Genomic DNA, 23616 nt, shown 5'->3' with positions numbered 1-23616 from the left:
GCTTGCTCCTGGATTATTCTTCTTCGGCATCATCGTTCTTGGGCGGCGGCGGACGCTTGCCCACGGTGATGTTCAGCTTGGTCTCCTGCGACTTGCGCAGCACCGTCATGGCGATCTGCTGGCCGGGCGTGAGTTGCGCGATGACGTTGAGCATCTCGGTCGTATCGGCCACCGGCTTGTCGGCGATGCTCACCAGGATGTCACCCGGACGCATGCCTGCACGATCGGCCGGACCACCCTTGAGCACGCCGGCGATGATGGCACCGGTCTTCTTGCCCAGGCCAAAGCTCTCGGCCAGTTCAGGGGTGATGTCCTGCGGCTCGACACCGATCCAGCCGCGCACCACCTGGCCGTGGCTGATGATGGCTTCCATCACCGTCTTGGCCGTCGACATCGGAATCGCAAAGCCGATGCCCAGGTTGCCGCCGGTACGAGAATAGATGGCCGTGTTGATCCCCAGCAGGTTGCCGTTGGTATCGACCAGTGCGCCGCCCGAATTGCCGGGGTTGATGGCGGCATCGGTCTGGATGAAGTTTTCGAAGGTGTTGATGCCCAGGTGATTGCGGCCCAGCGCCGAGATGATGCCCATGGTGACGGTCTGGCCCACGCCAAACGGATTGCCGATGGCCAGCACGACATCGCCCACCGAACTGTTTTCCGGATGACCCAGAGTGATGGCGGGCAGGTTGGGCAGGTCAATCTTGATGACGGCCAGATCGGTCTCGGGATCGATGCCGACCACTTTGGCACTGGCCTTGCGGCCATCGGCCAGGGCCACTTCGATCTTGTCGGCCGCTTCCACCACGTGGTTGTTGGTGAGGATGTAGCCTTGCGGGCTGACGATGACGCCCGAGCCCAGACTGGATTGCTTGTCATCCTGCTGCTGCTCGTCGAACTGGTCGCCGAAGAACTTGCGGAAGAACGGGTCGTTCTGGAAGGGGCTCTTCTGCGGGCGGGCTTCGGTCGTTGTGAAGATATTGACCACCGAGGGCATGGCCTGGCGCGCGGCATGACGATAGGAGTCCAGGGCGGGCGCGGCGGGCGTGGCTTCCTGCATCTGGATCGTGGACTGGGCAGGGCGCGCACGCGAAGTGAAGGATCCGGACAGCCAGTCCGGCTTCAGGGTCGCTACAATGAACCACAGCGCCAGACCCACTGTCACGGTCTGGGCAAACAACAGCCATAAACGTCGCATAAAAGAATTTTTGGTTTTGGATTTGAAATCGGATGAGGAAGAGATGACCCGCCACATTAGTCGAAATGAATTCGCAGTCTATCTGGGGCAGACGCTCAACGCGGCGCAATATCGCGATTATTGCCCAAACGGCTTGCAGGTGGAAGGGCGCGCCACCATCGGCCGCGTGGTCAGCGGCGTGACGGCCAGCCTGGCCCTGATCGAGGCGGCCGTACAATGGCAGGCCGATGCCATCCTGGTCCATCATGGCTACTTCTGGCGCGGCGAAGACATGCGCGTGATCGGCCAGAAGCAGCGGCGCCTGAAGCTGCTGCTGGCGCATGACATCAATCTGTTCGGCTATCACCTGCCGCTGGATTGTCATCCCGAGCTGGGCAACAATGCCCAACTGGCCAAGCGACTCGACTTTGACGCCACCGGTCGCTTCGGGGAAAACGACATCGGCTGGATCGGGCGCTGCCTTGCCCCTTCGGTCAAGACTGCCGCCGACCTGGCGCAGCTCATCGAGAAACGCCTGGGACGCACGCCGCTGCTCATCGGTGACCCGCATCAGTCCATCGCTCAGGTCGCCTGGTGCACGGGCGCTGCACAAGGCATGCTGGGCGAGGCCATCGACGCCGGCGCCACGGCCTACATCAGCGGCGAGATTTCGGAACCGACCGTGCACCTGGCGCGCGAGAGCGGCACCGTCTATCTCGCCGCCGGCCATCACGCCACCGAGCGCTACGGCATTGAGGCGCTCGGCCAACATGTGGCCAAGCACTTCGGCATCGAGCATCGCTTCATCGACATCGACAATCCGGTCTGAGACCGGATGGCGATGTTTTGACTACAAGCTTCAGTTTAAAAACCAAAAAGATGAAGCATAAAAAGTGAGGAAGCGCGTCAGTCCTGCTTTTTGAGCGCATCGCGGATTTCACGCAGCAGAAGCACGTCTTCCGGAGTGGGGGCCGGTGCGACGGGGGCGGCTTCCTCGCGCTTGGAGGCCAGGTCACGCGCCTTGTTGATGGCGCGCACCATCTGGAAGATGATGAAGGCCAGGATCAGGAAGTTGATGAAGATGGTCAGGAAGTTGCCGTAGGCGAAGACCGCGCCGGCCTTCTTGGCTTCGGCCAGCGGCAGCCCGTAGGCTTGACCGTTGAGCGGCAGGTAGTAGTTGGCGAAATCCAGACCGCCGAAAATCTTGCCGACGATGGGCATGATGATATCCTCGACCAGCGAGCCGACGATCTTGCCGAAGGCCCCGCCGATGATGACACCGACGGCCAGGTCGACCACGTTTCCCTTGATCGCGAAGGCGCGAAAATCCTTGAGCATGCTCATCCCTGGTTTCTCCTTTGAAAGTTGCTGTTTAAACATGAGGCGGGCTTACAACGGGTTATATCCTGCCCGCCAGGAAAAGTAAATCGGACAAGCGCTGACGCCGCACTGCAAAAGAACCGAGAACGAGAGCAGATTGACAAGGGGTTGCGCTGCGTCAAATGTTCATTTTCACAAGCCTGTACGATACCCGCCGTTAGCTACAAAACCCTATTCAGCTTATATATAATCAAAAAGTTGCATGAGGGTCACTTAGAAGGTCCACGCTAACTTACATTTGGAGATTGGGGTCTTTATGACTGACGAGAATCAGGTCGACGCGAGTCGACGAGGTTTGCTTGTTGCGACTTGTGCGGCCGGAGGTGTAGCGGGTTTGGCCACCGCTGGAGCATTCGTCTCCACCCTGCAACCTTCCGAACGCGCCAAGGCAGCGGGCGCACCGGTGGAAGTGGATATTTCTTCACTGGTTCCCGGTGAAATGCGCACGGTTGAATGGCGCGGCAAGCCGGTCTGGATTCTCAAGCGCACCCCCGAAATGATCGAGTCCCTCAAGAAGACCGATAGCGAGGTGGCCGACCCGAACTCCAAGCGTACCGATTTCTCCGAGACGCCCGATTACGCCCTCAATGAGTGGCGCTCGCTGCGCAAGGACATCCTGGTCGTGGTCGGCATCTGTCCGCACCTCGGCTGCTCCCCCAGTTCCCGCTTTGACACCGGCCCGCAGCCTTCGCTGCCCGACGACTGGCACGGCGGTTTCCTGTGCCCCTGCCACGGCTCGACCTTCGACCTGGCCGGTCGCGTGTACAAGAACAAGCCGGCGCCGGACAACCTGCAAGTCCCGCGCTACATGTTTGAAGGCGATAACAAGCTCGTCATCGGCAAGGACGAGAAAGGGGAGGCCTGATCATGGGAGCATTTCACGAAAAGAAGCTGCCGGATGATGCACCGGTGGCCGCCAAGGCCCTGAACTGGGTCGATTCGCGCTTTCCGCTGACGGCCACCTGGAAAGCCCACCTCTCCGAATACTACGCCCCGAAGAACTTCAACTTCTGGTACATCTTCGGCTCCCTGGCACTGCTGGTGCTGGTGATCCAGATCGTCACCGGCATCTTCCTGGTGATGCACTACAAGCCGGACGCCAACCTGGCCTTCGCCTCGGTCGAATACATCATGCGTGATGTGCCCTGGGGTTGGCTGGTGCGCTATATGCACTCCACTGGCGCCTCGGCCTTCTTCATCGTCGTTTATCTTCACATGGTGCGGGGCCTGCTTTATGGCTCCTACCGCAAGCCGCGCGAACTGGTGTGGCTGTTCGGAGTGGGGATCTTCCTGTGCCTGATGGGTGAAGCCTTCTTCGGTTACCTGTTGCCCTGGGGGCAGATGTCCTACTGGGGCGCACAGGTGATCGTGAACCTTTTTGGCGCCATTCCCTTCATCGGTCCGGATCTGTCGCTGCTCATTCGCGGCGACTATGTCGTTTCGGACGCCACGCTGAACCGCTTCTTCTCCTTCCACGTGATCGCCATTCCGCTGGTGTTGATCGGCCTGGTGGCCGCGCACATCATCGCCTTGCACGAAGTCGGATCCAACAACCCGGACGGCGTGGAAATCAAGGAAAAGACCGATGAGAACGGTGTGCCATTGGATGGCGTGCCCTTCCACCCGTACTACACGGTGCATGACATCTTTGGGGTCTCGATCTTCCTGCTGGTGTTCTCGGCGGTGGTATTCTTCGCGCCGGAGATGGGCGGCTACCTCCTGGAGTACAACAACTTCATTCCGGCCGATTCCCTGAAGACGCCGCCACACATCGCTCCGGTCTGGTACTTCACGCCGTTCTACTCGATCCTGCGTGCCACGACGGCCGATTTCATGGGCTGGCTCATTGCCGGCGTGGCCGGCTACGTTGCGCTGCTGGTGTTCAAGTCGCGGCTGACAGCCAAGCTGAAGATCGTCGCCATCGTCGTCGGTCTGGCCATCATCGCCGGCATGCTGATTTTTGATGCCAAGTTCTGGGGCGTGGTCCTGATGGGCCTGTCGGTGGTGATTCTGGGCGGACTGCCGTGGCTGGATCACTCGCAGGTCAAGTCCATCCGCTATCGCCCGAGCTGGCACAAGTACGTGTATCTGGTCTTTGGTATTGCCTTCGTCATCCTTGGCTACCTCGGCGTGCAACCGCCGACGGCCATCGGCACCACCGTCTCTCAGGTATGCAGCTTCATCTACCTTGGCTTCTTCCTGCTGATGCCCTGGTGGAGTGCTGCCGGTACCTTCAAGCCGGTGCCCGAGCGCGTCGTCTACCATCCGCACTAAGCCAGCTGCCAAAGGACAAGAACATGACATTGCTCAAGAAAGTGATTGCCGCGCTGGCCTTGCTGCCGGCGCTGGCCTGCGCCAACGAAGGGGGCTTCCCGCTGGATCACGCCCCGGACCGTACCAAGGATGTTTCTTCACTGCAAAACGGTGCCAAGCTGTTCGTCAACTATTGCCTGAACTGCCATTCGGCCTCGGCCATGCGCTACAACCGTCTGCGCGACATCGGCCTGACCGAAGACCAGATCAAGAACAACCTCATGTTCAGTGGGGAAAAGGTCGGCGACCTGATGAAGATCGCGATGACGCCGCAGGATGCCAAGGCCTGGTTTGGCGCGGCGCCGCCGGACCTGTCGGTGATCGCCCGGGCCAAGGCATCGGAGGCCGGCAGCGGTCCGGACTGGATTTATACCTACCTGCGCAGTTATTATACGGACGACAGCCGCCCCACCGGCTGGAACAACATGCTCTTCCCCAACGTTGGCATGCCGCATGTGTTGTGGGAATTGCAAGGTATCCGCAAGGCCAAGTTCGTGGAAGAGAAGGATCCTCACGACGCGAACAAGACCATCCACAAGTTTGCCGGCTTCGAACAAGTCAAGCCTGGCAAGATGAGCGCGGCGGAGTATGACAACAATGTCGCCGATCTCGTTGCCTATTTGCAATGGATGGGTGAGCCGGCGCAGAATACGCGCAAGCGTCTGGGTGTCTGGGTGCTGTTGTTCCTGGGAATCTTCTCGGTATTGGCGTGGCGTTTGAACGCGTCCTATTGGAAGAACATCAAGTAAAAACGTACAATCACGTATCCGCGCAGTTTTTGCGGAATTGCGTATCGGGGTGAGCGTTATGCGTCTCGCCCCCCTTTTGTTTTAGGGCTCTGAAAAAATGATGGTTCTCTACTCGGGCACGACCTGCCCATTTTCGCAACGTTGCCGCCTCGTCTTGTTCGAAAAGGGCATGGATTTCGAGATCCGCGACGTCGACCTGTTCAACAAGCCGGAAGACATTTCGGTCATGAATCCCTATGGCCAGGTGCCTATCCTGGTCGAGCGTGATCTGGTGCTGTACGAATCGAACATCATCAACGAGTACATCGATGAGCGCTTCCCGCATCCGCAGCTGATGCCGGCTGATCCGCTCATGCGTGCCCGCGCGCGGCTGATGCTGTTCAACTTCGAGAAGGAACTGTTCGTTCACGTGCACACCCTGGAAAATGAAAAGTCCAAGGCTGCCGAGAAGAATCAGGAAAAGGCCCGTCACGAGATTCGTGACCGCCTGACCCAGCTGGCACCGTTGTTCCTGAAGAACAAGTACATGCTCGGTGACGAGTTCTCCATGCTGGACGTGGCCCTGGCCCCGTTGCTGTGGCGCCTGGATCACTATGGCATCGAGCTGTCGAAGACGGCAGCCCCGCTGATGAAGTATGCCGAGCGCATTTTCTCGCGTCCTGCTTACATTGAAGCCCTGACCCCGTCCGAAAAGGTCATGCGCCGTTAAGCCGTACCGGCTGCACTACCGCCTGAGCGGTGGTGCAGCTGCCAGTTGTTCAGATTGCTTTCCACCCCGGCCTAGCCGGCAGATGCGGTTTTTACAGGCGCATCGCACACCACACCAGTCATGCCAGAAGTCTCCACCAAGCCTTATCTGCTGCGCGCCATCTACGAGTGGTGCACCGACAATGGCTACACGCCGCACATCGCCGTGGTCGTCGACGGCCGCACGCGCGTGCCGATGCAGTTCGTCAAGAATGGCGAAATCGTCCTCAACATCAGCTTCGAGGCCACCAGCGGTCTGAAGATGGAGAACGACAACATTCACTTCAGCGCCCGTTTTGGTGGCGTTTCACGCGATATTCTGGTTCCCGTCGAAAACGTGATCGCCATCTATGCCCGAGAGAATGGCCAGGGCATGGCGTTCGAAGCCCCGGCGCCGGCCAAGGCAGAGGAGGCGCAGCAGGCAGCTGAACAGGAAAGCGTCACACCGGTCTTGTCGTCGGTGCCAGTATCCGAGCCAGAAAAGAAACCCGCCGAAGGCGGCGATAAAGGCGATGATGATCCGGAACCGCCGAAAAAGGGTGGTCGCCCTGTACTGACCCGCATCAAGTAAGATATAATCGCCGGCTGAAGTTTTGCTGGCTTAGCTCATCTGGTAGAGCACCTGACTTGTAATCAGGGGGTGGCGGGTTCAAGTCCTGCAGCCAGCACCAGTATTTAAAAGGCTCTCCGACCGGAGAGCCTTTTTAGTTTGCTTCGCAATCCCAGCTTTGCTTCGCAATTCTTTCACTTAGCGAGTTTTCCAAAAATCACTCGCTTTTTCACAAGAATCCAGAGTTGAGGTGAACATGTTTAAAGTGCAATTCAGCCTGGGGCATCCAGAGCCCACAAATTTGCCTTTGGTCGATGTAGAACATGATGTGCATACAATTCCCAATATTGGTGACATTGTTGCATTCCCAACTGATCCCGCTGTCGAGAAAGGTTTCTACAGAGTTAAAACTGTCCTTCACATTATTGGAAAGCAAAAGAACGGCGCCGCTGGCCATGGGATTGTTGTCCAGGCCGAACTTACGACGCTAACGAACGTTCTGCGATAAAAGTGGCCGCCCTAGCGCGGCCACTTTTATTCTGTAGGCATGACCTTTTGACCACGTCGCTTACGAACGTAGTTTTCTGTCATCACTACGCTAGTGTGGCCGAGCTGCTGCTGGGCTTCTCGGATATCCTTGGTCTTGTCCGTCTTATCAGTGGCCGCCTTAGCGCGCAAGTCGCGGAACTGAAAGTCGTCTCCTTCAATGCCGGCCGCCGTGCGGGCCGCATCGAATCGGAAGCGCAACGCATACTTCCCGAGAGGCTGCCCTTCTTCGTTGACGATTAGCCTAGTCGAGACTACGGCACCCGAGATTGCCCGCTTCCTGGCCTTGATGCGTTCAATCAAGATAGCCAATTTCCCCTCGATAGCGATGCGCAATTTGTGGCCGGTTTTGTTCTGCCGTACCTCGATACTACCTTCACGCAGGTGCGTTTCGTCAATCTTCAATAAATCGGCCGGTCGGCCGCCTGTGAGGTAAGCAAGATCCATTGCCTCACGGGTTGGTACATCCGCCTTCTCCCATACCGCCTGGAATGCTTCGTTGTAGACGTAGGTCTCCCGCCCGAACTCGCGGAAAGACCTGATGCCTGCACATGGGTTAGGTAGATCGGTCAGTCCTTCGGCACGTGCCGTGTTCCAGATATGAGAGATCAATGACTTCTCTCGATTGGCCGCGACGCGTCCCTCATGGCCTTCGACCTGCAGCTCTTTTTTCCGCATGGCCTCTTGTGTTCGCTGTACGCGCCAGGACATGAATTGTCTGATGTGGATGGGCTTTATCTCGGCCAGCGGTGCAGGTGGATTGTTGAAGAATTCGAGCAGAGTTTCAATCTGCCGAAGTTTCTCTTCTCTAGTCTTTGCTGCATTTTCTAGCAGATATTTTTTCTGGTAGACCTCGCAGGCATAGCGAAACGTCACCACCTTTGCCACAGTAATAGGCGGGGCAACTTCCAGCTCGGCCCACTTGCGAATAGCTTCAACGTAGTTCGAACCGAGAGAGATTTCTTTGCGTGTTTCGCCACCGATTTCGTAATAGTAGTAGATCGTTCCGCTGCGCTGTATGCGTGCGCGCATACCCTTTGGTAGGTTCGAGTTCTTGGAAGGTCTGCGTCCCATGTCATGCCCTTATTGCCGCTGGTTGCCACGCCTGCTTAGGCGCCTCAGTTGAACGGCGGGATTCTACGGCTGACACCAATACCACCGGTTGGCCCCTCGCATTCGAGATGAACGGTATGCCGGCCTCGCGCAGGAAGGCGGCTTGAAGCTGATGTTTGGACCTCTTCACGCCTGCGCGCGTGGAGCCCCGCCGAATTCCAGTGAGGCGGTCCAGACTCTCATCGTCGAGAAACAGATTACTCATGACTGCGGTTCCCTGGTTCCAGTTTCACGGCGCAGGCTGCTGCTGTAGTCGCTCAGGCAAAGACGTATGTCTTCGCCGTTCGGGGTATTTCGGCGCAGGTCTCCGGCATCGTCGCAAGTGAGGATGTCTGCCAAGGGCACGCCGCGGAACAGCCCGGCCGGCTCGTTGTCGAGCTCGACCCAGGCGAATCGCTCACCATTGCCCAGGTGTTGACGAATGACCGACACATAACCGGCCAACACGCCATCGTCGGGCGTATTGAAGGTGATGCGGTCCAGGGACTGCGGGGGCTGCATCACGAAGTCACGCGGCTTGTTGCTGGTGGTAGCGATCACATCGAATTTCACGGGTGCATTCATTATTTCTTCTCCTTGGTGGCCGTTACAGAACACACGCCAAAGCGATCGACGGCGGCGGCGATCACGTCGCAGCTATGTGCTGCGATGGCGGTGTAGGAATGGCGTGCGCTGGCAGTGCGCACGACGACACGAAACGCGGTCATGGGGCGTTCCCTTTCGTTGGGTTGGTATCAATCGGAAGTTCGGTCACATCGAGCCGGCCGGCGCGCCAGTCGGCGACCTGGCGCGGCGTGCCGTGGCGCGGGGACTTGTCCGGCACAGGCACCACGCGTGGCCAGGGGCACGCCTTGATGGCATCCCAGGCGGCCAGGGCTCGGCGCTGTTCATCGGCGGTCATGGCTGGCCCTGGCCATGTCGGCATGTCGTCCACCACCGGTCGAGGCCAGGGACATGCGCCCAGGGCGAGCCAGGCATGATCGATCTGCGCGGCCTGGTCGGGCTTGAACATAACCGGCGCCGGCGCGGTCTTCGGCTCAAAGGACGCATCGGCCGCAAAGGCAGGCGCGGCGGGCTGCGTACAGTTATTTACACGAGTCCAAGGGAACCCCGAACCCGCCGTTGCGCGGGCGTCGTGCCCTTGAACTGGTGTCCATGTGTGTCGAACGGATTTAAAGACCACCCCGGCCATTTGGCGGCACTGGACGCCATAGGGCATCACGCGTTCACACTCTTCATAGCGGCCGCTGACAGTCTTGGTCTCTTTGGCCAGGGTGACCATCAGATCGTCGCGCTTCACGATGGCACCGCCTTGGGCACGCAAATAGCTGGCCCAGCATGCACGCTTCTCGCCCTCGATTTTTTGTACGGCATCCCAGGCGGCGGCCATCGCTGGCGGCGCCTCTTGCACCATATCTGCCGGAACGCGGCGCAGCTCGCGCCAGATGCTCACAGGTGCGCCTCCCCACTGCTGGAACTGCCGAATGCCCCAGCGGGCGGCCCAGGCTTCTACGCGTGCCGATGGCGTCAGCTCATAATCGCCGGCCGTGTCAGTGGTCACTACATAGCCTTCTTTGGTCTTGTGGTCGGCTACACCGTCAATGTTCTTGGCCACATACTTGGCGATGTAGCCGGCGGCGCTGCCCTTCGACCAGTCAATGCGCTTCACATCAAGGCGGCGCTTGAATGCACCCGGCTCGCCACGGTCTGCGCGCCAGGCGTAGCGCTTCATGACGCGGATAGCACGGCCGGCCACGTCCTTGACGTGCGGGGTGGTATAGCCCGGCAAAGCGCGCACGAACACCAGCATGTGCCAGTGCGGGCAACCATCGTGATGCGGTTCAGCAATGCGGAAGCCGTACAGGCCGATGCCACGCCGTGCCAGCGCCGAGCGCGCCAGTGCAGTCATCTTGCCCAGGTATTTATTGGCCGTGCGCGGATCGGAGCCGTCATACTTCGGATTGGGCTTGCCCGTATGCAGCGTCGCATGGAAGCGCGATGGGCAAGACCAGGTGAGGAAAAGACCCTGATCGTTGCACTCCTTCGCAATCGTCTCGAAACCGTTGATGCGCAGCATGAGCTCACCGCGACGAATGGTCTTGTTTGCGGTCGTTTTCTCGGCCAGTTCAGCAATGCTGAATTCCTGGCCGGCCTCGTTGCGCACCATCGTCGCTTCCAGGGCAGCCGCATTACGCTTGTTCTGCGCCAGGCGCGACAGCACAGCATCATTGCTGGCATAGGGCTCGCCGTGATAGTGAACATAGCCAAGACGAATATTGCCGCCCTCGAACGCACGACCGACCACCTTGCGTAGTTGACGGCGCCACCAGCGTGGGTCCACTACCCGCGCGATGATGGCGCGTAGGTCATCGTCGTCCACTTCGGGAACGTCAATGCCGTAGTCGCTACATTCCTGCTCGATGATGTCGCGAGCGTGTGTGTCGGAAATCGCCTTCCATAGCATCTTCTTGACGTTCTCCGCCGCCTTCTCGGCAGTGGTGCAAATTTCGGCGTCATCCTGCGACAGATCAATGCCAGCCGGCACATACTGGTCAGCGAAGTCACGCACAAAATCGAGGGCGACCGGCTCGAAGATCCGGCGCCAGTGCCATACCGACATGAGCTCAAGCGCCTGGCTAACAACACGGCCGCGCCACTTCAGCGGGATGCGTTCCAGTTCGCTGGCAAACTGAGGCGAATCGAGAAAGGCTTTGTGCTGGCGTCGCGTCTTCGCATCGACTTTTCTATACTGCATTGAGAGCTCTTTCGTAGGTCGAGATTGCACGCAGCACGGCATGGCGCATTGCCAGGCGCTCGGCTTCGGTAAAGGAGTGAATGGGGGATTCCCAGCGGTCCGGAGAGAGGCCCGCCAGGGCCAGGATGTGCCGGCGCACCGGCTTGGCGGTGGCCGCCCAGGAATAGGCGATGCCGATCTGGTTATTCGGGCGCTTACGGGAGCGCAACAGAGTCATTGCCTTTTCCAGCTCGGCCATTGCTGCCTCATCGCCGCGTGGTGTTGGCACCTGTGCTGCACGCTCGCGCAGCAGATCCGTGACGGGACGGAAGGACGCGTGATCCTTAATACGGGCGCAGCGCATGATCAGCCTTTCACCCAGCCCAGAGCCGATAGCACGGCTGGCGCCAGCAGCAGCAAGCCGGCAACGAAGTAACTCAGCACGCTACGCATCACCATTCCCCGAGCAGGCCATCAATGCGCTGCAGACGCGAAGCGAGCCGGTTCGAAATAACATTCTTGCCTTCCCAGATGACATTCCAGCGCACCTCGTCGATGAGCGCGGCCTTGTGCATCAGCATGCGCTGCGCGCAGCGGAATTCCTTCAGATCCTCATCCATTCGAAGCCGGGTCAAGGTGAGTGCGTTGATGGCTTTTTGCTGATCGGTAATCGTGGCCATGATTTTTTAGGGTGAGCGAATCCCGCGTGCGCCATACGGCGCACGGCAGGAATTGAGTTATCGGGAGTAGGGCGGGCGCTTAGACGGTCGCGAGGTCTAGCGTCATCTGGTTCTTGGCAGCCAGAAATGCGCGCGAGGAAATCGGAATGCGTACCTCTGGATTTGGCATGGCCGACATCGACACCGTGCGCGAGACCTCAAGCGTGGCCACGAAGGTATGGCCGCATTCGACGTTCTGGCACTGGTAGGTGATTTCTTTCATCATCGATGACATGGTGCGGCTCTTTGCCGCGCGCACTGGGCTTTGGCAGTGTGGGCATGGAATGCTGATTACGCGCATGGTTTCTTCCCCTCAACGGCATAGAGCACTCTTGCCTTGCCGGTAACACGCTTTGCGCCTTCACGAACCGCTGCGGAAAAAACGAACTCGGCGGCGTCTTCGATTGTCTCGAATCCCTCGCACTCCATCAGTCTTTTCAGTGCCTCAATGAGTGCAGGGCTTATCAGCGTCAGTTCGATATCAGGCATTTTGAGGCACTGAAAAGTGGCTCTTGAGCGCCTTGGTTTGCATGTTTTGATTGATTACTATGGGCATATCCCGAGCAGCAACGAACTCAACGGCCATATGCAGCATCATGTCGTGGGCCAAGGTCGCCAAGTTTTCACCCTGCAGTTGGGCGAGCGACTTCATGAAAGCGTAGTTGTCGGCGTTGCAGCGGATCACAATTCGGTGATCGCGGATGTGGCGCGGATCGTCGTACATAGATGCCCCCTGGTCAGGCGGTTGCGGATTGGTGTTCTTTTTCGTACGCCTGAATACCTTTTAGCACCATGAGGCGGAGAAAGGACGAGCGAGTTCGATGGTCTTGGACCGCATAGGCAGAGACTTTTTCCGCCTCGCGCGAATCCAGGCGGGTGGTCATAACCACCGAAGTTATGTCTCTGGTAGCTGGAATGTCAGCCGTATTTCCTTGAGGAAACGAAATGGCGGATGTAGACATAGAGTAAAATTTGTATACGTCACTTAGCAATGACGGAAATATAGTATTTAAAAACATACCCGTCAAGAGTTTTATAATATGGAATTAAATACATTTGGCGAGCGATTGAAGAGCGAGCGCAATAGGCTTGGCCTTTCGCAAGAAGCATTCGCTGCAGTCGGGGGCGTCAAAAAGTTGGCCCAAATTTCTTACGAACAAGGGAAAACACTTCCTGACATCGGTTTTATGGTGGCGGTGTCAAAGATCGGTGTTGATGTGACTTACGTTATGTTTGGAGTGCCCACTCCTGGAGCTTTGTCGGCTGAGGAGGATCAGTTATTGAGCGGTTTTCGAAAACTTGATCTTATGGGGAAGGTACGAGTGCTAGGTGTCATCGAAGGCGCAGTCCCTCATGAAAAACCTAAGTCTCGACATATGGTTTCAATCGGCGGCAGTGTTGGCCATCAGGTCAACGGTGATGTCTACGGCACAGTCAATAATGGGGATATTCCCGGCAAGGTGAAAGCCCCTCGCGAGACGTCCGAAAAGAAAAAATAGAAGGTGCGTAGTTCGGCATCGGTTGAGTTGCGCTTTTATTTGTTTTTTTGCGTAACAAGTAGTGGATGTTTAAGCGTTATTGGTAAGAAAGTGATGGACCATAAATTAGATATTGCCGGGGGTGTCACTCATCTGGTTAATGGCAATGTTAATGAGGCACCGCAATTAAGCAGCGTGGTAAATTTCAACGTATTGGCTGAAGAAAAGAAGGTAGAAACACTGACCCAGCTCCAACGCCGTACCATTGCTGATCTCATCGATGAACTTTGCTCAATATCGGGCGAAGAGCCCCTAGCGGTGTACCGCATTATCTTGACGGACTTCGGTGCTACCAAGATGAGGCTAATGCTGCGCGAAAAGTACCCGCAAGTGAAAGCTCAGATTAATCAATGGATATCCGAAGCTAAGCACGGCCGAGAAACTCCGGAAACTGAGCCTGAGCCACCTGGCGGTGAAGAGTCTAATATCACTCAGCTAGAAGATGTTGTACCGCCGATCGTCGCTCCTCAGGTCTGTCCTGCCTGCATTGAGAAAGACGTTGGCTATGCACGATTACAAAGAAGTGCGCGTGGTCAATGGGTGTTGTCTGCAGTGCTTACACTTGTATGCGGTTTTTTGCTCTATAGAATGCCAGCCCCGGTTGAGCCTCAGCAGGTTTCTGAAAACACATGCTATTCAGAAGGCAAGGCGTACACGACAGGATTCACTATCAGATCAGAAGGTAACTTGATCCAAGAATGCGTCTTCGATGCCACGAGCGGTAAATCGCTTTGGTCGAAACCAAAATAGGCAGTCGAAATTGTTTTCCAAAATGACCGTGACTCCGGTTTCTTGATGAAGTTACAGACTAACTGGATTTTCCTTCAACCCGATTTCGACCATTCGCTTTGGCTCGATAGAGATGTTGATCCGCCTCGAAGAACAGGCTCTCAGGCGAGATGTTGTCGGTAATCTCTAAGGTAGACACGCCGATACTGGCTGTGACAGTGCCAAAAGACGATCCACTGTGTGGAATTGCTAGATCTTGGATTGCTTGTCTTAGTCTTTCACCAAATCCCGCAACATTTTTTTTGGACATGCCCGGAAGAAGGCATACAAATTCTTCTCCTCCGTATCTCGCAGCTAATTCATTCGTAGATTGAATTGATGCGCTTATTGTGGCCGCTACGCGTTTCAGGCACTGATCGCCTTGTATATGCCCATATAGATCATTAAATGCCTTGAAATAATCAACGTCGATAAGAACCAAAGAAAAAGGAATTTTCTGCTCGATAGCACGGTGAAGCTCACTTTTGAACACCTCGTCAAAATGACGTCGATTCGCTAGTTGGGTTAGGTCGTCGGTAATACTCAGCAAATAGATTTGCTTGTTCAGTGCGAGCAGTGAGGCTTCAGTGCGCTTCCTCTCAGAGATATTTCGAACGATAGAACAATTAAATTTTTTTCCTTCAAATTGAACTAGGCTTGCGTTCACTTCAATTGGAATAATCTGTCCAGATTTGTTCCTGTTGGTTGTTTCTAAGCAAACGGACTGCTTTATTTCAAGCTCCTTCCAATGATTTTTCCAACGTACCTCGTCAAAGTCTGGATCAATATCACAGACTCTCAATTGTCCTAGCTCTTGAGCTGTATAGCCTAAAAACTCTGTGGCAGCCTTATTAACGAATACGTAATATCCGTCTTTGTCGAGCCAAATAATCATGTCGCTCACTGCGTCAATTGAATATAACGCTAGCTCGGCCCCAAGTTCCGGTAATGTCGATCTCATTTGCTTATACGCCTTGATGCTTCTGCAATGCTGTCGAGAAAATATTGGTAGTCGACATTCTATTTAATTTCTTTGATACATCCCTTACTCCAAACAGCGGCATAAATGGCTTTAGTGGCTCAGTTGCGCTGTTTGCCTTTATTTGAATTCGGAATAAAGGGGGGGGCAAAGGCGCGTCTTAAGTACGGGGCAGTTATGATATATCAGTGACAATGAGATCTTTCTATTCTGTACTGTTCTCCCTAATAATCTCACGGATCTCCTTGATCTTGGCCCATTCCAGGGCTGCCGCACGGGTGGCACTTTGCCTTGTTGCATAAGTCCGTTTCAGTGTCTTGGCATTGTCTGACTTGCCTGCCAACTCGGTACCCTTGTTATTTTTCTTCTTTGCTCTGTCGTGCCACTCCGCTTTCACGCCGGTGATGCCTTCTTCTGGATCATGATCGACCTCGCGCTCTGTATCGGCTGCCTCGGATTTTGTCTCGAACTCAATGCGCGTAGTAAAACCGCTTCCGGTGATGGAATGAGTGACGGTCTTCGATAGCCATTCCGTGGCATCGATATCGGCCTTGAACCCGGATACCACCACAGGCGATTGCGGCATGATGCTGGCATCACCGAGAGCAAGCTGCATTTCGAAGGTGGCCAGGCCACGTTCAATGCGCTGCCACTCGGCGACAGCCGCAGTGCGCGCATCGGCCTCATTCGCAAAGGTGGTGCGCAGTCGCTTACTGTTCCCGGCCTGGCCCGCGACAACGCTGCGGCGCAGGCCATATTTCTCATCCATCCAGAACGCGCGCACACCGCTATAGGCGTCTGATTCGGAGCTGTGATATCGGTGCTGGTCCCCCAGCGCACGCACCACCTTCACCAGCGGCAACGACTTGCCGCTGGCCGTGCGGCTCTCATTGATCGGCATGAACAACAACGTGTCACTCTTGACCGTGGCCACCGCATCATATTTCTTGCCCAAGCGGCGCAGCAGCGCGGAATCGCTCTCATGCGTCTGGTCCAGGTGCTTGATGGCGATACCGCGCAACCCGTGCGAGATCCCGGACGCTAGGCCATTGCCGGCTGCGATAGCGTCCACTACGGCGCCGAGCGTAGTCTCATGGAAACTACGGTCTCTTTGCTGCCGAAACGCATCGATCATACTGGCCGACCTGGCGCGGATGGTGAGCCGATCCGGCGCGCCGCTGTGCTCCACCTCGGAGACCACGAACGTACCTTTATCCACCAAGGGCGAGCCCATCCAGCCGAGTGCAAAATTCAGCTTTGCGCCCTTGGATGGAATTTTGAGCTTGCCGTCGGCGTCGTCCAGCTCAATATCCAGTTGATCGGCTTCATCACCCCGGCACTCGCGCAAGGTGATGCTCATGAGCCTGTCGGAGACAGGGCGGCTGATGTCCTTTTCCTCGATGACAATGCGGAAGGCTGGCGCGGTGGTGGTCATTGGCCAGTCCCTCCGAACTTACCGACGATGCCACCAACCGTGGCTTTAACGCCATCGATGGCACTGCCGACCACGTCGCGCGCCTTGTCGGCGATGCTGTTCGTGACGCCGTCGATGTCCACCATGTTGCGCAGATCCGAGATATCGCCCAGGCCGAGTGACGACAGCACGCTATCGTCGGTGCGCTTCAACTTAATGGTGAATTCGATACGCTTCGCGTCCCCATAGCCGTCCAGCACTGTGCGTCCTTCGTCCATACTCTCGATCACATAAGAACCATAGATGCGGCCCGTACCCTGGATCAGGAACCAGCTTTTGCCGGTATCGGCCATTAGGCGCAAGGCGTCTAGCGAGAAGGCGCTACCGGTCAGCTCCGGCGCGATCCAGCCCGACAAAGTGATGGCGTCGTCCCCCTTACCGGTGAACTGCAGGGCATCTCGCCGACCCACGCGCGCATTGCTGGCGAACTTCCATTGCGTCTGCCGCTGCAGCTCTTGATAAGCCAGCGTTGGTAAGCTGAAGACGAACATTCCCAAGATCATCATCATGATTTTTTTCCTTAATCCCAATCGGCGAGGTTAGAGCGCTGGCGCGATGCCTTCATGCGGTCGCGACGGTCTAGCTCGGCGGCCACCGCACGGGCGATGGCTTGCTCATCCATGCCGGGCGTCGGCTGGATGATGATTTGCACAGTGTCGCCCTGATAGACGGCGGGCTGCGCGCTGCCGGCGCTGATCGGCGGTCGGCTGTCAAAGGCCATCGCCGGCATGCTGCCGGCGCCAATGGCCACGGCCGCGCCGGCGCTGGCCAGCTTGCCGGCAAGGCTGCTGACCGTAGACAGCGGCCCGTCCTGGCCACGATTCAAGCCCACGGCCAGGCCCTGCATGGTGTAGTCGCCCAGCTCGGCAAAGACGCGGCTCGGGCTATGGATGTCGAGCTTTTCCTTGAACCAGCCAATGACACTGGCACCGGCACCCAGCACCGCATCCTTCACGGCACCAATGCCGCTGGTGATGCCGTTGACCAGGCCGCGCAGAATCATGGCGCCGAACTCGGTAAATTTGGCCGGAAGCTCGATGCCGAACCAGCTCAGCACGCCGGCGAACGCCTGATAGAACAGCCCTGCCGGTGACCAATTCAAGATCAGCGCACCAATGTCAGCCAGGCCGCCCGCGAAGGCACCGCGTACCTGCTGCCACAGATTGCCGAAGAAGCCGGCAATGGGTTCCCAATTCCGGTACAGCAGATAGGCAGCGGCAGCGATGGCAGTCACCGCCAAGCCAATGGGGTTCATCAGGAAGATCCGCCCCAGCCACATGAAGACCGTGCCGACGCCTCGCAGGATGGGCATGAGCAAGCCGCCCTGCAGCCCGATCTTGGCGAACAGAACGTGCAACATGGCATAGGGGCCGATGATCGAGGCAAGGGCGAGCATCAGCGGCCCCATCACCACCATGATGGCGGCGATGGCACTGAAAGCCACAATCATGGCCCTGGCGGTGGCCGGGTTGCGCTCCATGAAGCCGGTCAGTGCTTGGACGGCATTGGCTGCCATCTGCAGGCCAGAGGCGTAGAGCGGCAGAATCTTGGTGCCCAGCTCCAGTTTCAAGTCCGCTACTTTGGACAGGGTTTCCAGTTCCTTGCCGCTGGCCGTGTCCCGCCCGAGCTTGTCGAGCTCGTCGATGTTGGCGGCGCCCCGGTTCAATTTCTCGTTCTTGTGGATCTGCGCGCGCTGCTGGTACATTGTCGAGAAGAGCTGTGCGGCCGTGCGGTTCGAGAAAATGCCCCCGATGGCATCGAGGATGCCCTTTTCATCGGTGATGCCCTTGCTGGCCAACTGCGGCAATAGCACTTTCTCCATCCATTCGAATTGGTTCTCGCGGAACAGATCCGCGCCCTTGATAGCGCCAGGATTCAGGAACGAGACCTGGCCGGCCTTGTCATGCTTGACCTTGGACTGGTCGCCGATCAAGCCCAAGTCCGCCAGCATGCCGATGGAGCGCTTGGTGGTGCGGCCCTGGTACAGGTTCTGGTAAGCGCTCATCATCGAGGTGCCGACCCGGTTGCCGCCCATTTCTTGCACCAGGGACTCCATCTGATAGTAAAAGGATTCGTCCTTGAGCCCCTTGGCCGCGATACCGCCGGTCTTAATCAGGTTCAGCCACTCGCTGGGCCCCACACGGCCACCGGTGGCGGTCAGCACTTGCTGCACCATGTTGGCCTGCTTGGAGAAGGTGCCGATGTCCTTGGTGCCATTGCGCATTTCGATGACCTTCAGCATGTCCATGAACTTGCGCTCGTTCTCCGCGCCCTCGGCTTCCCCATAGAAGGCGTGATTACCGAATTTCATCTTGGCCATCATGGGCGCGACCATTTCAGCGTGGTGCGTATCACCAAAGGCCGTGATGCCATCGCGCAGCAGTTGCAGATTGTCGAGCTGGCTGGTGCCGTAGGTTTTCATGTCGCGCGCGAACTTGATCGCCTCGGCGGTCGCGGCGGGTCCCAGGCCGAGCGCGCGCACGCGGCCGTTCTCGGTTTCGTAGTGCCTGGCCTCTTTCAGGCCGGCCAGCATCGGCGCACCCATGGCGGCGCCGCTGGCCGTGGCACCTACGCCGGCCGCCGCCAGGCCGCCCGCCGTACTACGCAGCTTGTCGGCACGCTGGCGCGCGTTCGCCATAACCTGCTGCTGACGATTGCTGGCGGCCAGCTTCTTTTGCTGGTCGGCCAATTCTGCATTGGTGGCGGCGATGCTGTTCTTGAGCCAGGTCTGCGCATTGGCGAGCTGGCGCGAGCCGATGCCAGCATCGGTTAAGCGTTCGCGCAGAGCACGATACTGCGTGCTTTGCCGCTCGCTGGCGTCCTGCAGGGATTTGACGCTGCGCACGGCCGCATTGAATTCGCGCGTCATGGCGCGGGTCGGGTTCTCGGTGGCCTTCATCCGGGCCGCCAGCTCGGCCACGCGTTGCCGCGCGGTGGACAGCTCGGCATTCGTCTTGCGTATGCCTTGGTGCAGGTCGCGCAGGCCGTCAAGGTCCTTTTGTTGTTTGTTCAGCTCGCGCAGGCGGTCGCTGGTGTCTTTCAGTGCACGGCCGGTGTCAAGGGCGCCGCCGGCGATCTTCTTCAGCGGGGCGGTGATTTTCTCCATCATGGAGAACACCACCTGCATTTTCAATTCATTTGCCATTTACTCCGCCCCGCTTCTTACTCGGGCGCGCTCGCGCCACTTCATGAGGTCTGCCAACTCCAATTCCTCCATCGCGGTCGGCGGCCAGTGGAACACCGTCGCGATGTCGGCCATGGCGTCTTCTACTTCGATTGGGAGACCAAGGCGCGGTCCGCCTTCGGTGCCAAAAAAACAGAGACCTCCATGCCGCACTTGATCAGATCGGCCGGGTCCATGGCTGCGACATCGAACTGCGTCAGGGCGGGTTCGCTGATGCGCGGCAGCACCACTTGCAGCGCGCTCACGTTCATGTTCATGAGATCCATCAGGCTGACGCCACGCAGGGCGCCGGATTTCGGACGGCGCAGGGTCAGTTCGCTGATTTGGGTATTGCCACGCGTCAGCGGTTCGTCCAGCTCGATGACGACGGTTTCGATTTTGGGCGCGGTTGCGGTGGTCATGGTGGTTCCTTCTCAGATTGGGAATTGGGAAAGGCAGGCGGCGGGATGCCGCCTGGCCATTACAGGCCGATGGCCTTGCGGATGTCGGCCCGGCGATCTTCGCCGCCGACAATTTCGATGCCGTTCATGAAGTCGAAATCGAAGATCACTTCGTTGTCGATGGTGAGCTTGTAGGCGCTCAGGGGCATGCTGAACTTGTGCGAGGTGTCATCGCCCACCTTGGCATTGCCCATATCCACTTCTTTGTAGCGACCACGCACGGTGATTTCAACCGCCTGCACAGACGCATCGTCATCGCTCTGGTAGGCGCCTGCGAAGCGCAGTTGCACGGCGCCGTGCGAGGTGGCGGCATATTGTTTGAGCGATTCCTTGACCAGGCCGCCGGCGGTCCATTCCAATTGCATGGCTTCCTGGCCGAGATCCACCGAGACCGGGCCGGACATGCCGCCGGCGCGGTATTCCTCCATCTTGCGCGACAGCTTCGGCAAGGTGACCTCAGTCGCCATGCCGGCAAAGCTGATGCCGTTCTCGAACAGATTGAAATCCTTCAGTTTGTGGGGCATGCCCATGTTTTGCTCCTATGAGTGGGGGAGGTGAGACGGCCGGCAGGGCGGCCGCCCCTCGATCAGGCCGCGACGCGCGTGGCGAAGTCGGCCAGGTATTGGTCGGTAATGCGTTGCTGGAACAGCAGGTTTTCCACTGGCGGCACTGGCGTGTAGCCGTAGTCGATGGTCAGCTTGCCGGCCTTCAAGGTGTCCTTGTCATTGAACTGCTCATCGAACCAGGCTTCACCGTCGATGATGTAGCCGCTGGCCTTCAGAGAACGGAACTTGGCATTGATGCTAGCCACCAGATCTTTGACGAGAGAAGGCGTCATCGGCAGGTCGACATAGACCATGTGCGCCTCGGCGATGGTGTCGGCCAGCACCTGCGCGGTGCGGGTGTAGTTCTCGAACGGGAAGAAACCGCCCTGGATTTCGCAGGTGCGCGAGCCCCAGAAGCGATAGCCGCTCATGTTGATGAGAGTGGTGACTTCCTTGGCGTTGAGCACACCGGCGTCGGTGGCCGGGTCCTGCAGGTCCCAGAACACGTCCCGGCTGATACCGGTCGGGCCGTTCACCACCACATTGGAGAGGGTCTTGTGCCAGCCGGTCTGCTCGTCGATCTTGGCGCGCAGGCCCAGCGCATAGGCCACGGCCGAGATACTGACATCCGCGTTCGAGGTGGTGTCCCACGATACGAATTCGGGCCAGATCAGCATGATTTCACGTTGGCCGAACTCCGCGCGGTACGCTGTGGCGGCTACCACCGTGGCGCAGTTCCAGCAGGACGCGTAGACGAAGGCGCGTAGGGTCTGCGCCAGGGACGCCATTGCATTGCTCACCGCCTTGGTGTCCAGGCCGGGCGCGCCCAGGATGCGCGGCTTGATGCCGAGCTTGGCTTGCGCCGCCAAGAGCGCCTTGGAACCGGTATAGCGGCCCTCGGGCGAGACACCGCCGATAACCAGGCTGGTTTGCTCGGCCTCGTCGGCGCCCTCTGCCACGCGCACCAGCACCACCAAGGGCTTGGCCTGTGCCGCAATAGCTTCCAGCACGCGGCGCATGGTGCCGCTCTGGCCAGCCTTGGCCTGCGCGGCCTCGACATTGGTAATCAGGACGGCGGTGTCCAGGGGAAAGGCGGTCGCGTCTGCATCGTCGGCCGTGACGATGACGCCAATGACGGCCGTGGAAATGGTACGGATGGGGCGCGTGCCTTCGTTGATTTCGATGACGCGCACGCCATGGTGGTAATCGGCTGCCATATTGATAGCTCCTAGTGAATACAGATTAGGCTTGCGCCGGGGATTCGGTGGCCGGCTCTTCTGTCGGTTCAGGCGGCACCGGAATTTCTTCGATGACCCATTCGCCCACGGTGTCGTAGTTGGGTTCCACGGGCTTGAGCGGGGAGACCCAGCGGGCGCGGTGGCCTTCCGGGATTTCCGGCAGCGCGATCTGTACTGCCTGGAATGGCACGTTGATCCGCTCTTCCGTAGGGAATGGATAAGCGGCTACTACGTGGAGAAAGAGGCCGCTATCGTCAGTCTGGTAGCAAGTAATGGGTGGCATGGTCAGATGTGAATTCGTGGGGCAAATGAAGTGTGTTTCGGTGCGGTTTCTGCAGTCCCTGTTGCGCCAGTTGCTGAATAGCCAGTGGGCGCGCCGCCACTTGCGTACTGGCCGCCGACGAAGCCACCCGCACCACTACCGTGCTGGTGCGACTTGATGGTGTCTTCCTTATAGGAACCGATAGGTACAGCGGCGCCGGTATCGGCATCCGTCCCCGTAAAGCGGGCGAATATGCCGCGCAGGTCCGGAAATCGGAATGTGTTCGCGTCCACATCGGCGAACTTGAAGACCCTTGTCGTCCATGTGGCCGAGGCCACGGCATGGCCGTTCTGCTGCGCCCACGCCCATATCGACGCCTGGCTGGTCTTGGACCCCAGCCCGCCGACCAGATCGGCTTCATAGGAGCGAGGCGCGGTAGTTGTCCCCCATTCCAGGGCGCCACAGCGCAAGGTGCGGTATCCCTGGAAAGCGCCTGTGCCGGTGATTTCCACCCACTCCATCCACCCCAGGCCGGAAACGAAGATAAGTGCTGCTGCCTTCTCGGTTGGAATGGCCTGGCATACCAGGGGGCCGGTGATGATGTTGTCTGCCAATTGGCTCATGTGCGTTACTCCAGGATCTGCGCTTGAAGCGCGTCAATCTTTTGCTGGATGGCCCGCAGCGCAGAGGGATCACCGTCAAGGGCGAATGTGCGCTGCGCGGCCGGCTGTTCCTGTTGCTCGATGGCTGCAATCTGCGCAGCGATGGCCGAGTTGTGGGCGGCCTTCGCGGCAGATTGATCCACCTCCCATGCCTGCCCATTCCACTTGCTGAATTTCGGCGGTGCCTGATCAGTCAAGCCAGCCTCCTGAGGCGTCATGCCCAGCCGGGTTAATACCTCTGGCTGGCCCGTATCGGTCCGCCAGTAGGCCCCCCGATAATCGGGAACCTCACGCCACGCACCGGCGCGGTAGTCGGGCGGTGCGGTGCCGCCTTCGTCCAGGTAAGCCAGTACATAGCCGGGATTCACAAAGCCCGGAGGGGTATCGATGGTGGCGAATGCCGGTAAGCGGTACTGGCCTGGAAGCAACGGGTCTTCACGGGCGATATCCGCCTCGATCAGTTCACCGGTATCGTTGCTGTAGTGAAAGATTTTCATGGCG

At 58.2% G+C, this 23616-nt stretch carries 31 protein-coding genes and 1 tRNA gene; 10 read left to right on the top strand and 22 right to left on the bottom strand.

All coding sequences use genetic code 11. From position 1 onward, the window contains the following. Positions 1-13: 13 nt before the first annotated feature. Positions 14-1195, bottom strand: coding sequence for a Do family serine endopeptidase (locus GWL_RS16955; protein WP_034351100.1), 1182 nt, complete (start codon positions 1193-1195; stop codon positions 14-16). A 43-nt stretch (positions 1196-1238) separates the two neighbouring features. Here GWL_RS16955 and GWL_RS16950 point away from each other — a divergent pair, with 43 nt between their 5' ends. Next, positions 1239-2003, top strand: a complete 765-nt coding sequence (locus tag GWL_RS16950; protein ID WP_034351099.1) for a Nif3-like dinuclear metal center hexameric protein — start codon at positions 1239-1241, stop codon at positions 2001-2003. A 77-nt stretch (positions 2004-2080) separates the two neighbouring features. Here the strand turns inward: GWL_RS16950 and mscL are convergent, their stop codons facing one another. Continuing rightward, on the bottom strand, positions 2081-2518 hold the full coding sequence (gene mscL / locus GWL_RS16945) for a large conductance mechanosensitive channel protein MscL (protein ID WP_008332423.1): 438 nt from the start codon (positions 2516-2518) through the stop codon (positions 2081-2083). Between the two features lie 292 nt (positions 2519-2810). On the opposite strand from mscL, the gene petA reads away from it, so the two are divergent. From petA to GWL_RS23465, 7 genes are all read left to right on the top strand, one after another. After that, positions 2811-3419, top strand: a complete 609-nt coding sequence (petA, locus tag GWL_RS16940; protein ID WP_034351097.1) for a ubiquinol-cytochrome c reductase iron-sulfur subunit — start codon at positions 2811-2813, stop codon at positions 3417-3419. 2 nt (positions 3420-3421) lie between these two features. Further along, positions 3422-4828: a cytochrome bc complex cytochrome b subunit gene (locus GWL_RS16935; RefSeq protein WP_008332421.1), complete on the top strand. Its 1407-nt coding sequence runs from the start codon at positions 3422-3424 to the stop codon at positions 4826-4828. Between the two features lie 23 nt (positions 4829-4851). After that, positions 4852-5616, top strand: a complete 765-nt coding sequence (locus GWL_RS16930; RefSeq protein WP_008332420.1) for a cytochrome c1 — start codon at positions 4852-4854, stop codon at positions 5614-5616. Positions 5617-5713: 97 nt separating this feature from the next. Then, positions 5714-6325, top strand: coding sequence for a glutathione S-transferase N-terminal domain-containing protein (locus tag GWL_RS16925; RefSeq protein WP_017453790.1), 612 nt, complete (start codon positions 5714-5716; stop codon positions 6323-6325). A 120-nt stretch (positions 6326-6445) separates the two neighbouring features. Further along, positions 6446-6934, top strand: coding sequence for a ClpXP protease specificity-enhancing factor (locus tag GWL_RS16920; RefSeq protein ID WP_008332418.1), 489 nt, complete (start codon positions 6446-6448; stop codon positions 6932-6934). 24 nt (positions 6935-6958) lie between these two features. Continuing rightward, positions 6959-7034: transfer RNA gene (locus GWL_RS16915), tRNA-Thr, on the top strand. A gap of 135 nt (positions 7035-7169) precedes the next feature. Then, positions 7170-7421 carry a hypothetical protein gene (locus tag GWL_RS23465; RefSeq protein WP_157174266.1) on the top strand — a complete coding sequence of 84 codons (252 nt, stop codon included), beginning with the start codon at positions 7170-7172 and terminating at the stop codon, positions 7419-7421. 26 nt (positions 7422-7447) lie between these two features. Here the strand turns inward: GWL_RS23465 and GWL_RS16905 are convergent, their stop codons facing one another. From GWL_RS16905 to GWL_RS16865, 9 genes are all read right to left on the bottom strand, one after another. Further along, a complete protein-coding gene (locus GWL_RS16905; RefSeq protein ID WP_008332415.1) occupies positions 7448-8491 on the bottom strand; it encodes a tyrosine-type recombinase/integrase in 1044 nt (347 codons plus the stop codon). A 282-nt stretch (positions 8492-8773) separates the two neighbouring features. Continuing rightward, positions 8774-9136, bottom strand: coding sequence for a hypothetical protein (locus tag GWL_RS16895; protein ID WP_008332413.1), 363 nt, complete (start codon positions 9134-9136; stop codon positions 8774-8776). Continuing rightward, positions 9136-9279, bottom strand: a complete 144-nt coding sequence (locus tag GWL_RS23700) for a hypothetical protein (protein ID WP_008332410.1) — start codon at positions 9277-9279, stop codon at positions 9136-9138. The genes GWL_RS16895 and GWL_RS23700 overlap by 1 nt, the downstream gene beginning before the upstream one ends. Continuing rightward, positions 9276-11327 carry a replication endonuclease gene (locus tag GWL_RS16890; protein WP_008332408.1) on the bottom strand — a complete coding sequence of 684 codons (2052 nt, stop codon included), beginning with the start codon at positions 11325-11327 and terminating at the stop codon, positions 9276-9278. The genes GWL_RS23700 and GWL_RS16890 overlap by 4 nt, the downstream gene beginning before the upstream one ends. Then, positions 11317-11670, bottom strand: coding sequence for a hypothetical protein (locus tag GWL_RS16885; protein WP_034351089.1), 354 nt, complete (start codon positions 11668-11670; stop codon positions 11317-11319). Before GWL_RS16885 ends, GWL_RS16890 begins: the two co-directional genes overlap by 11 nt. A gap of 88 nt (positions 11671-11758) precedes the next feature. After that, positions 11759-11986, bottom strand: coding sequence for a hypothetical protein (locus GWL_RS23460; protein ID WP_034351087.1), 228 nt, complete (start codon positions 11984-11986; stop codon positions 11759-11761). A gap of 79 nt (positions 11987-12065) precedes the next feature. Continuing rightward, on the bottom strand, positions 12066-12326 hold the full coding sequence (locus GWL_RS16875; RefSeq protein ID WP_081486087.1) for an ogr/Delta-like zinc finger family protein: 261 nt from the start codon (positions 12324-12326) through the stop codon (positions 12066-12068). Then, complete coding sequence (locus tag GWL_RS16870; RefSeq protein WP_034351084.1) at positions 12317-12514, bottom strand: hypothetical protein; 198 nt, start codon at positions 12512-12514, stop codon at positions 12317-12319. Before GWL_RS16870 ends, GWL_RS16875 begins: the two co-directional genes overlap by 10 nt. Further along, positions 12507-12749 carry a hypothetical protein gene (locus GWL_RS16865; RefSeq protein ID WP_008332397.1) on the bottom strand — a complete coding sequence of 81 codons (243 nt, stop codon included), beginning with the start codon at positions 12747-12749 and terminating at the stop codon, positions 12507-12509. Before GWL_RS16865 ends, GWL_RS16870 begins: the two co-directional genes overlap by 8 nt. A gap of 316 nt (positions 12750-13065) precedes the next feature. Here GWL_RS16865 and GWL_RS16860 point away from each other — a divergent pair, with 316 nt between their 5' ends. Continuing rightward, positions 13066-13524, top strand: coding sequence for a helix-turn-helix domain-containing protein (locus tag GWL_RS16860; RefSeq protein ID WP_034351082.1), 459 nt, complete (start codon positions 13066-13068; stop codon positions 13522-13524). Positions 13525-13527: 3 nt separating this feature from the next. Then, the gene (locus GWL_RS23455) at positions 13528-14313 is read left to right on the top strand and encodes a hypothetical protein (RefSeq protein ID WP_157174265.1); all 786 of its coding nucleotides are present in this window, start codon (positions 13528-13530) and stop codon (positions 14311-14313) included. Between the two features lie 58 nt (positions 14314-14371). Here the strand turns inward: GWL_RS23455 and GWL_RS16855 are convergent, their stop codons facing one another. The 11 genes from GWL_RS16855 to GWL_RS16805 form a co-directional block, all read right to left on the bottom strand. Next, complete coding sequence (locus GWL_RS16855) at positions 14372-15292, bottom strand: GGDEF domain-containing protein (RefSeq protein ID WP_034351079.1); 921 nt, start codon at positions 15290-15292, stop codon at positions 14372-14374. Positions 15293-15515: 223 nt separating this feature from the next. Then, on the bottom strand, positions 15516-16745 hold the full coding sequence (locus GWL_RS16850; RefSeq protein WP_008332392.1) for a contractile injection system protein, VgrG/Pvc8 family: 1230 nt from the start codon (positions 16743-16745) through the stop codon (positions 15516-15518). Next, entirely contained in the window at positions 16742-17293 is a 552-nt protein-coding gene (locus tag GWL_RS16845) for a phage tail protein (RefSeq protein ID WP_008332389.1), read from the bottom strand. The genes GWL_RS16850 and GWL_RS16845 overlap by 4 nt, the downstream gene beginning before the upstream one ends. Positions 17294-17304: 11 nt before the next feature. Continuing rightward, a complete protein-coding gene (locus GWL_RS16840; protein ID WP_034351078.1) occupies positions 17305-19929 on the bottom strand; it encodes a phage tail tape measure protein in 2625 nt (874 codons plus the stop codon). Continuing rightward, entirely contained in the window at positions 19930-20043 is a 114-nt protein-coding gene (locus tag GWL_RS23095) for a GpE family phage tail protein (RefSeq protein WP_008332387.1), read from the bottom strand. It lies immediately after the preceding gene. A gap of 8 nt (positions 20044-20051) precedes the next feature. Further along, complete coding sequence (locus GWL_RS16830; RefSeq protein WP_008332386.1) at positions 20052-20369, bottom strand: phage tail assembly protein; 318 nt, start codon at positions 20367-20369, stop codon at positions 20052-20054. Positions 20370-20428: 59 nt separating this feature from the next. Then, positions 20429-20938, bottom strand: a complete 510-nt coding sequence (locus tag GWL_RS16825; protein WP_008332385.1) for a phage major tail tube protein — start codon at positions 20936-20938, stop codon at positions 20429-20431. A 56-nt stretch (positions 20939-20994) separates the two neighbouring features. Continuing rightward, entirely contained in the window at positions 20995-22170 is a 1176-nt protein-coding gene (locus GWL_RS16820) for a phage tail sheath protein (RefSeq protein ID WP_008332383.1), read from the bottom strand. A gap of 25 nt (positions 22171-22195) precedes the next feature. Continuing rightward, the gene (locus GWL_RS16815) at positions 22196-22381 is read right to left on the bottom strand and encodes a hypothetical protein (protein WP_008332381.1); all 186 of its coding nucleotides are present in this window, start codon (positions 22379-22381) and stop codon (positions 22196-22198) included. Positions 22382-22476: 95 nt separating this feature from the next. Then, on the bottom strand, positions 22477-23076 hold the full coding sequence (locus GWL_RS16810) for a hypothetical protein (protein ID WP_008332378.1): 600 nt from the start codon (positions 23074-23076) through the stop codon (positions 22477-22479). Between the two features lie 5 nt (positions 23077-23081). After that, positions 23082-23612 carry a hypothetical protein gene (locus GWL_RS16805; protein WP_008332375.1) on the bottom strand — a complete coding sequence of 177 codons (531 nt, stop codon included), beginning with the start codon at positions 23610-23612 and terminating at the stop codon, positions 23082-23084. Between the last annotated feature and the right edge of the window lie 4 nt (positions 23613-23616).

This window comes from Herbaspirillum sp. GW103, from assembly GCF_000261365.1.
Classification (GTDB): domain Bacteria; phylum Pseudomonadota; class Gammaproteobacteria; order Burkholderiales; family Burkholderiaceae_D; genus Herbaspirillum.
This window is presented reverse-complemented; position numbering and strand designations above follow the sequence as displayed.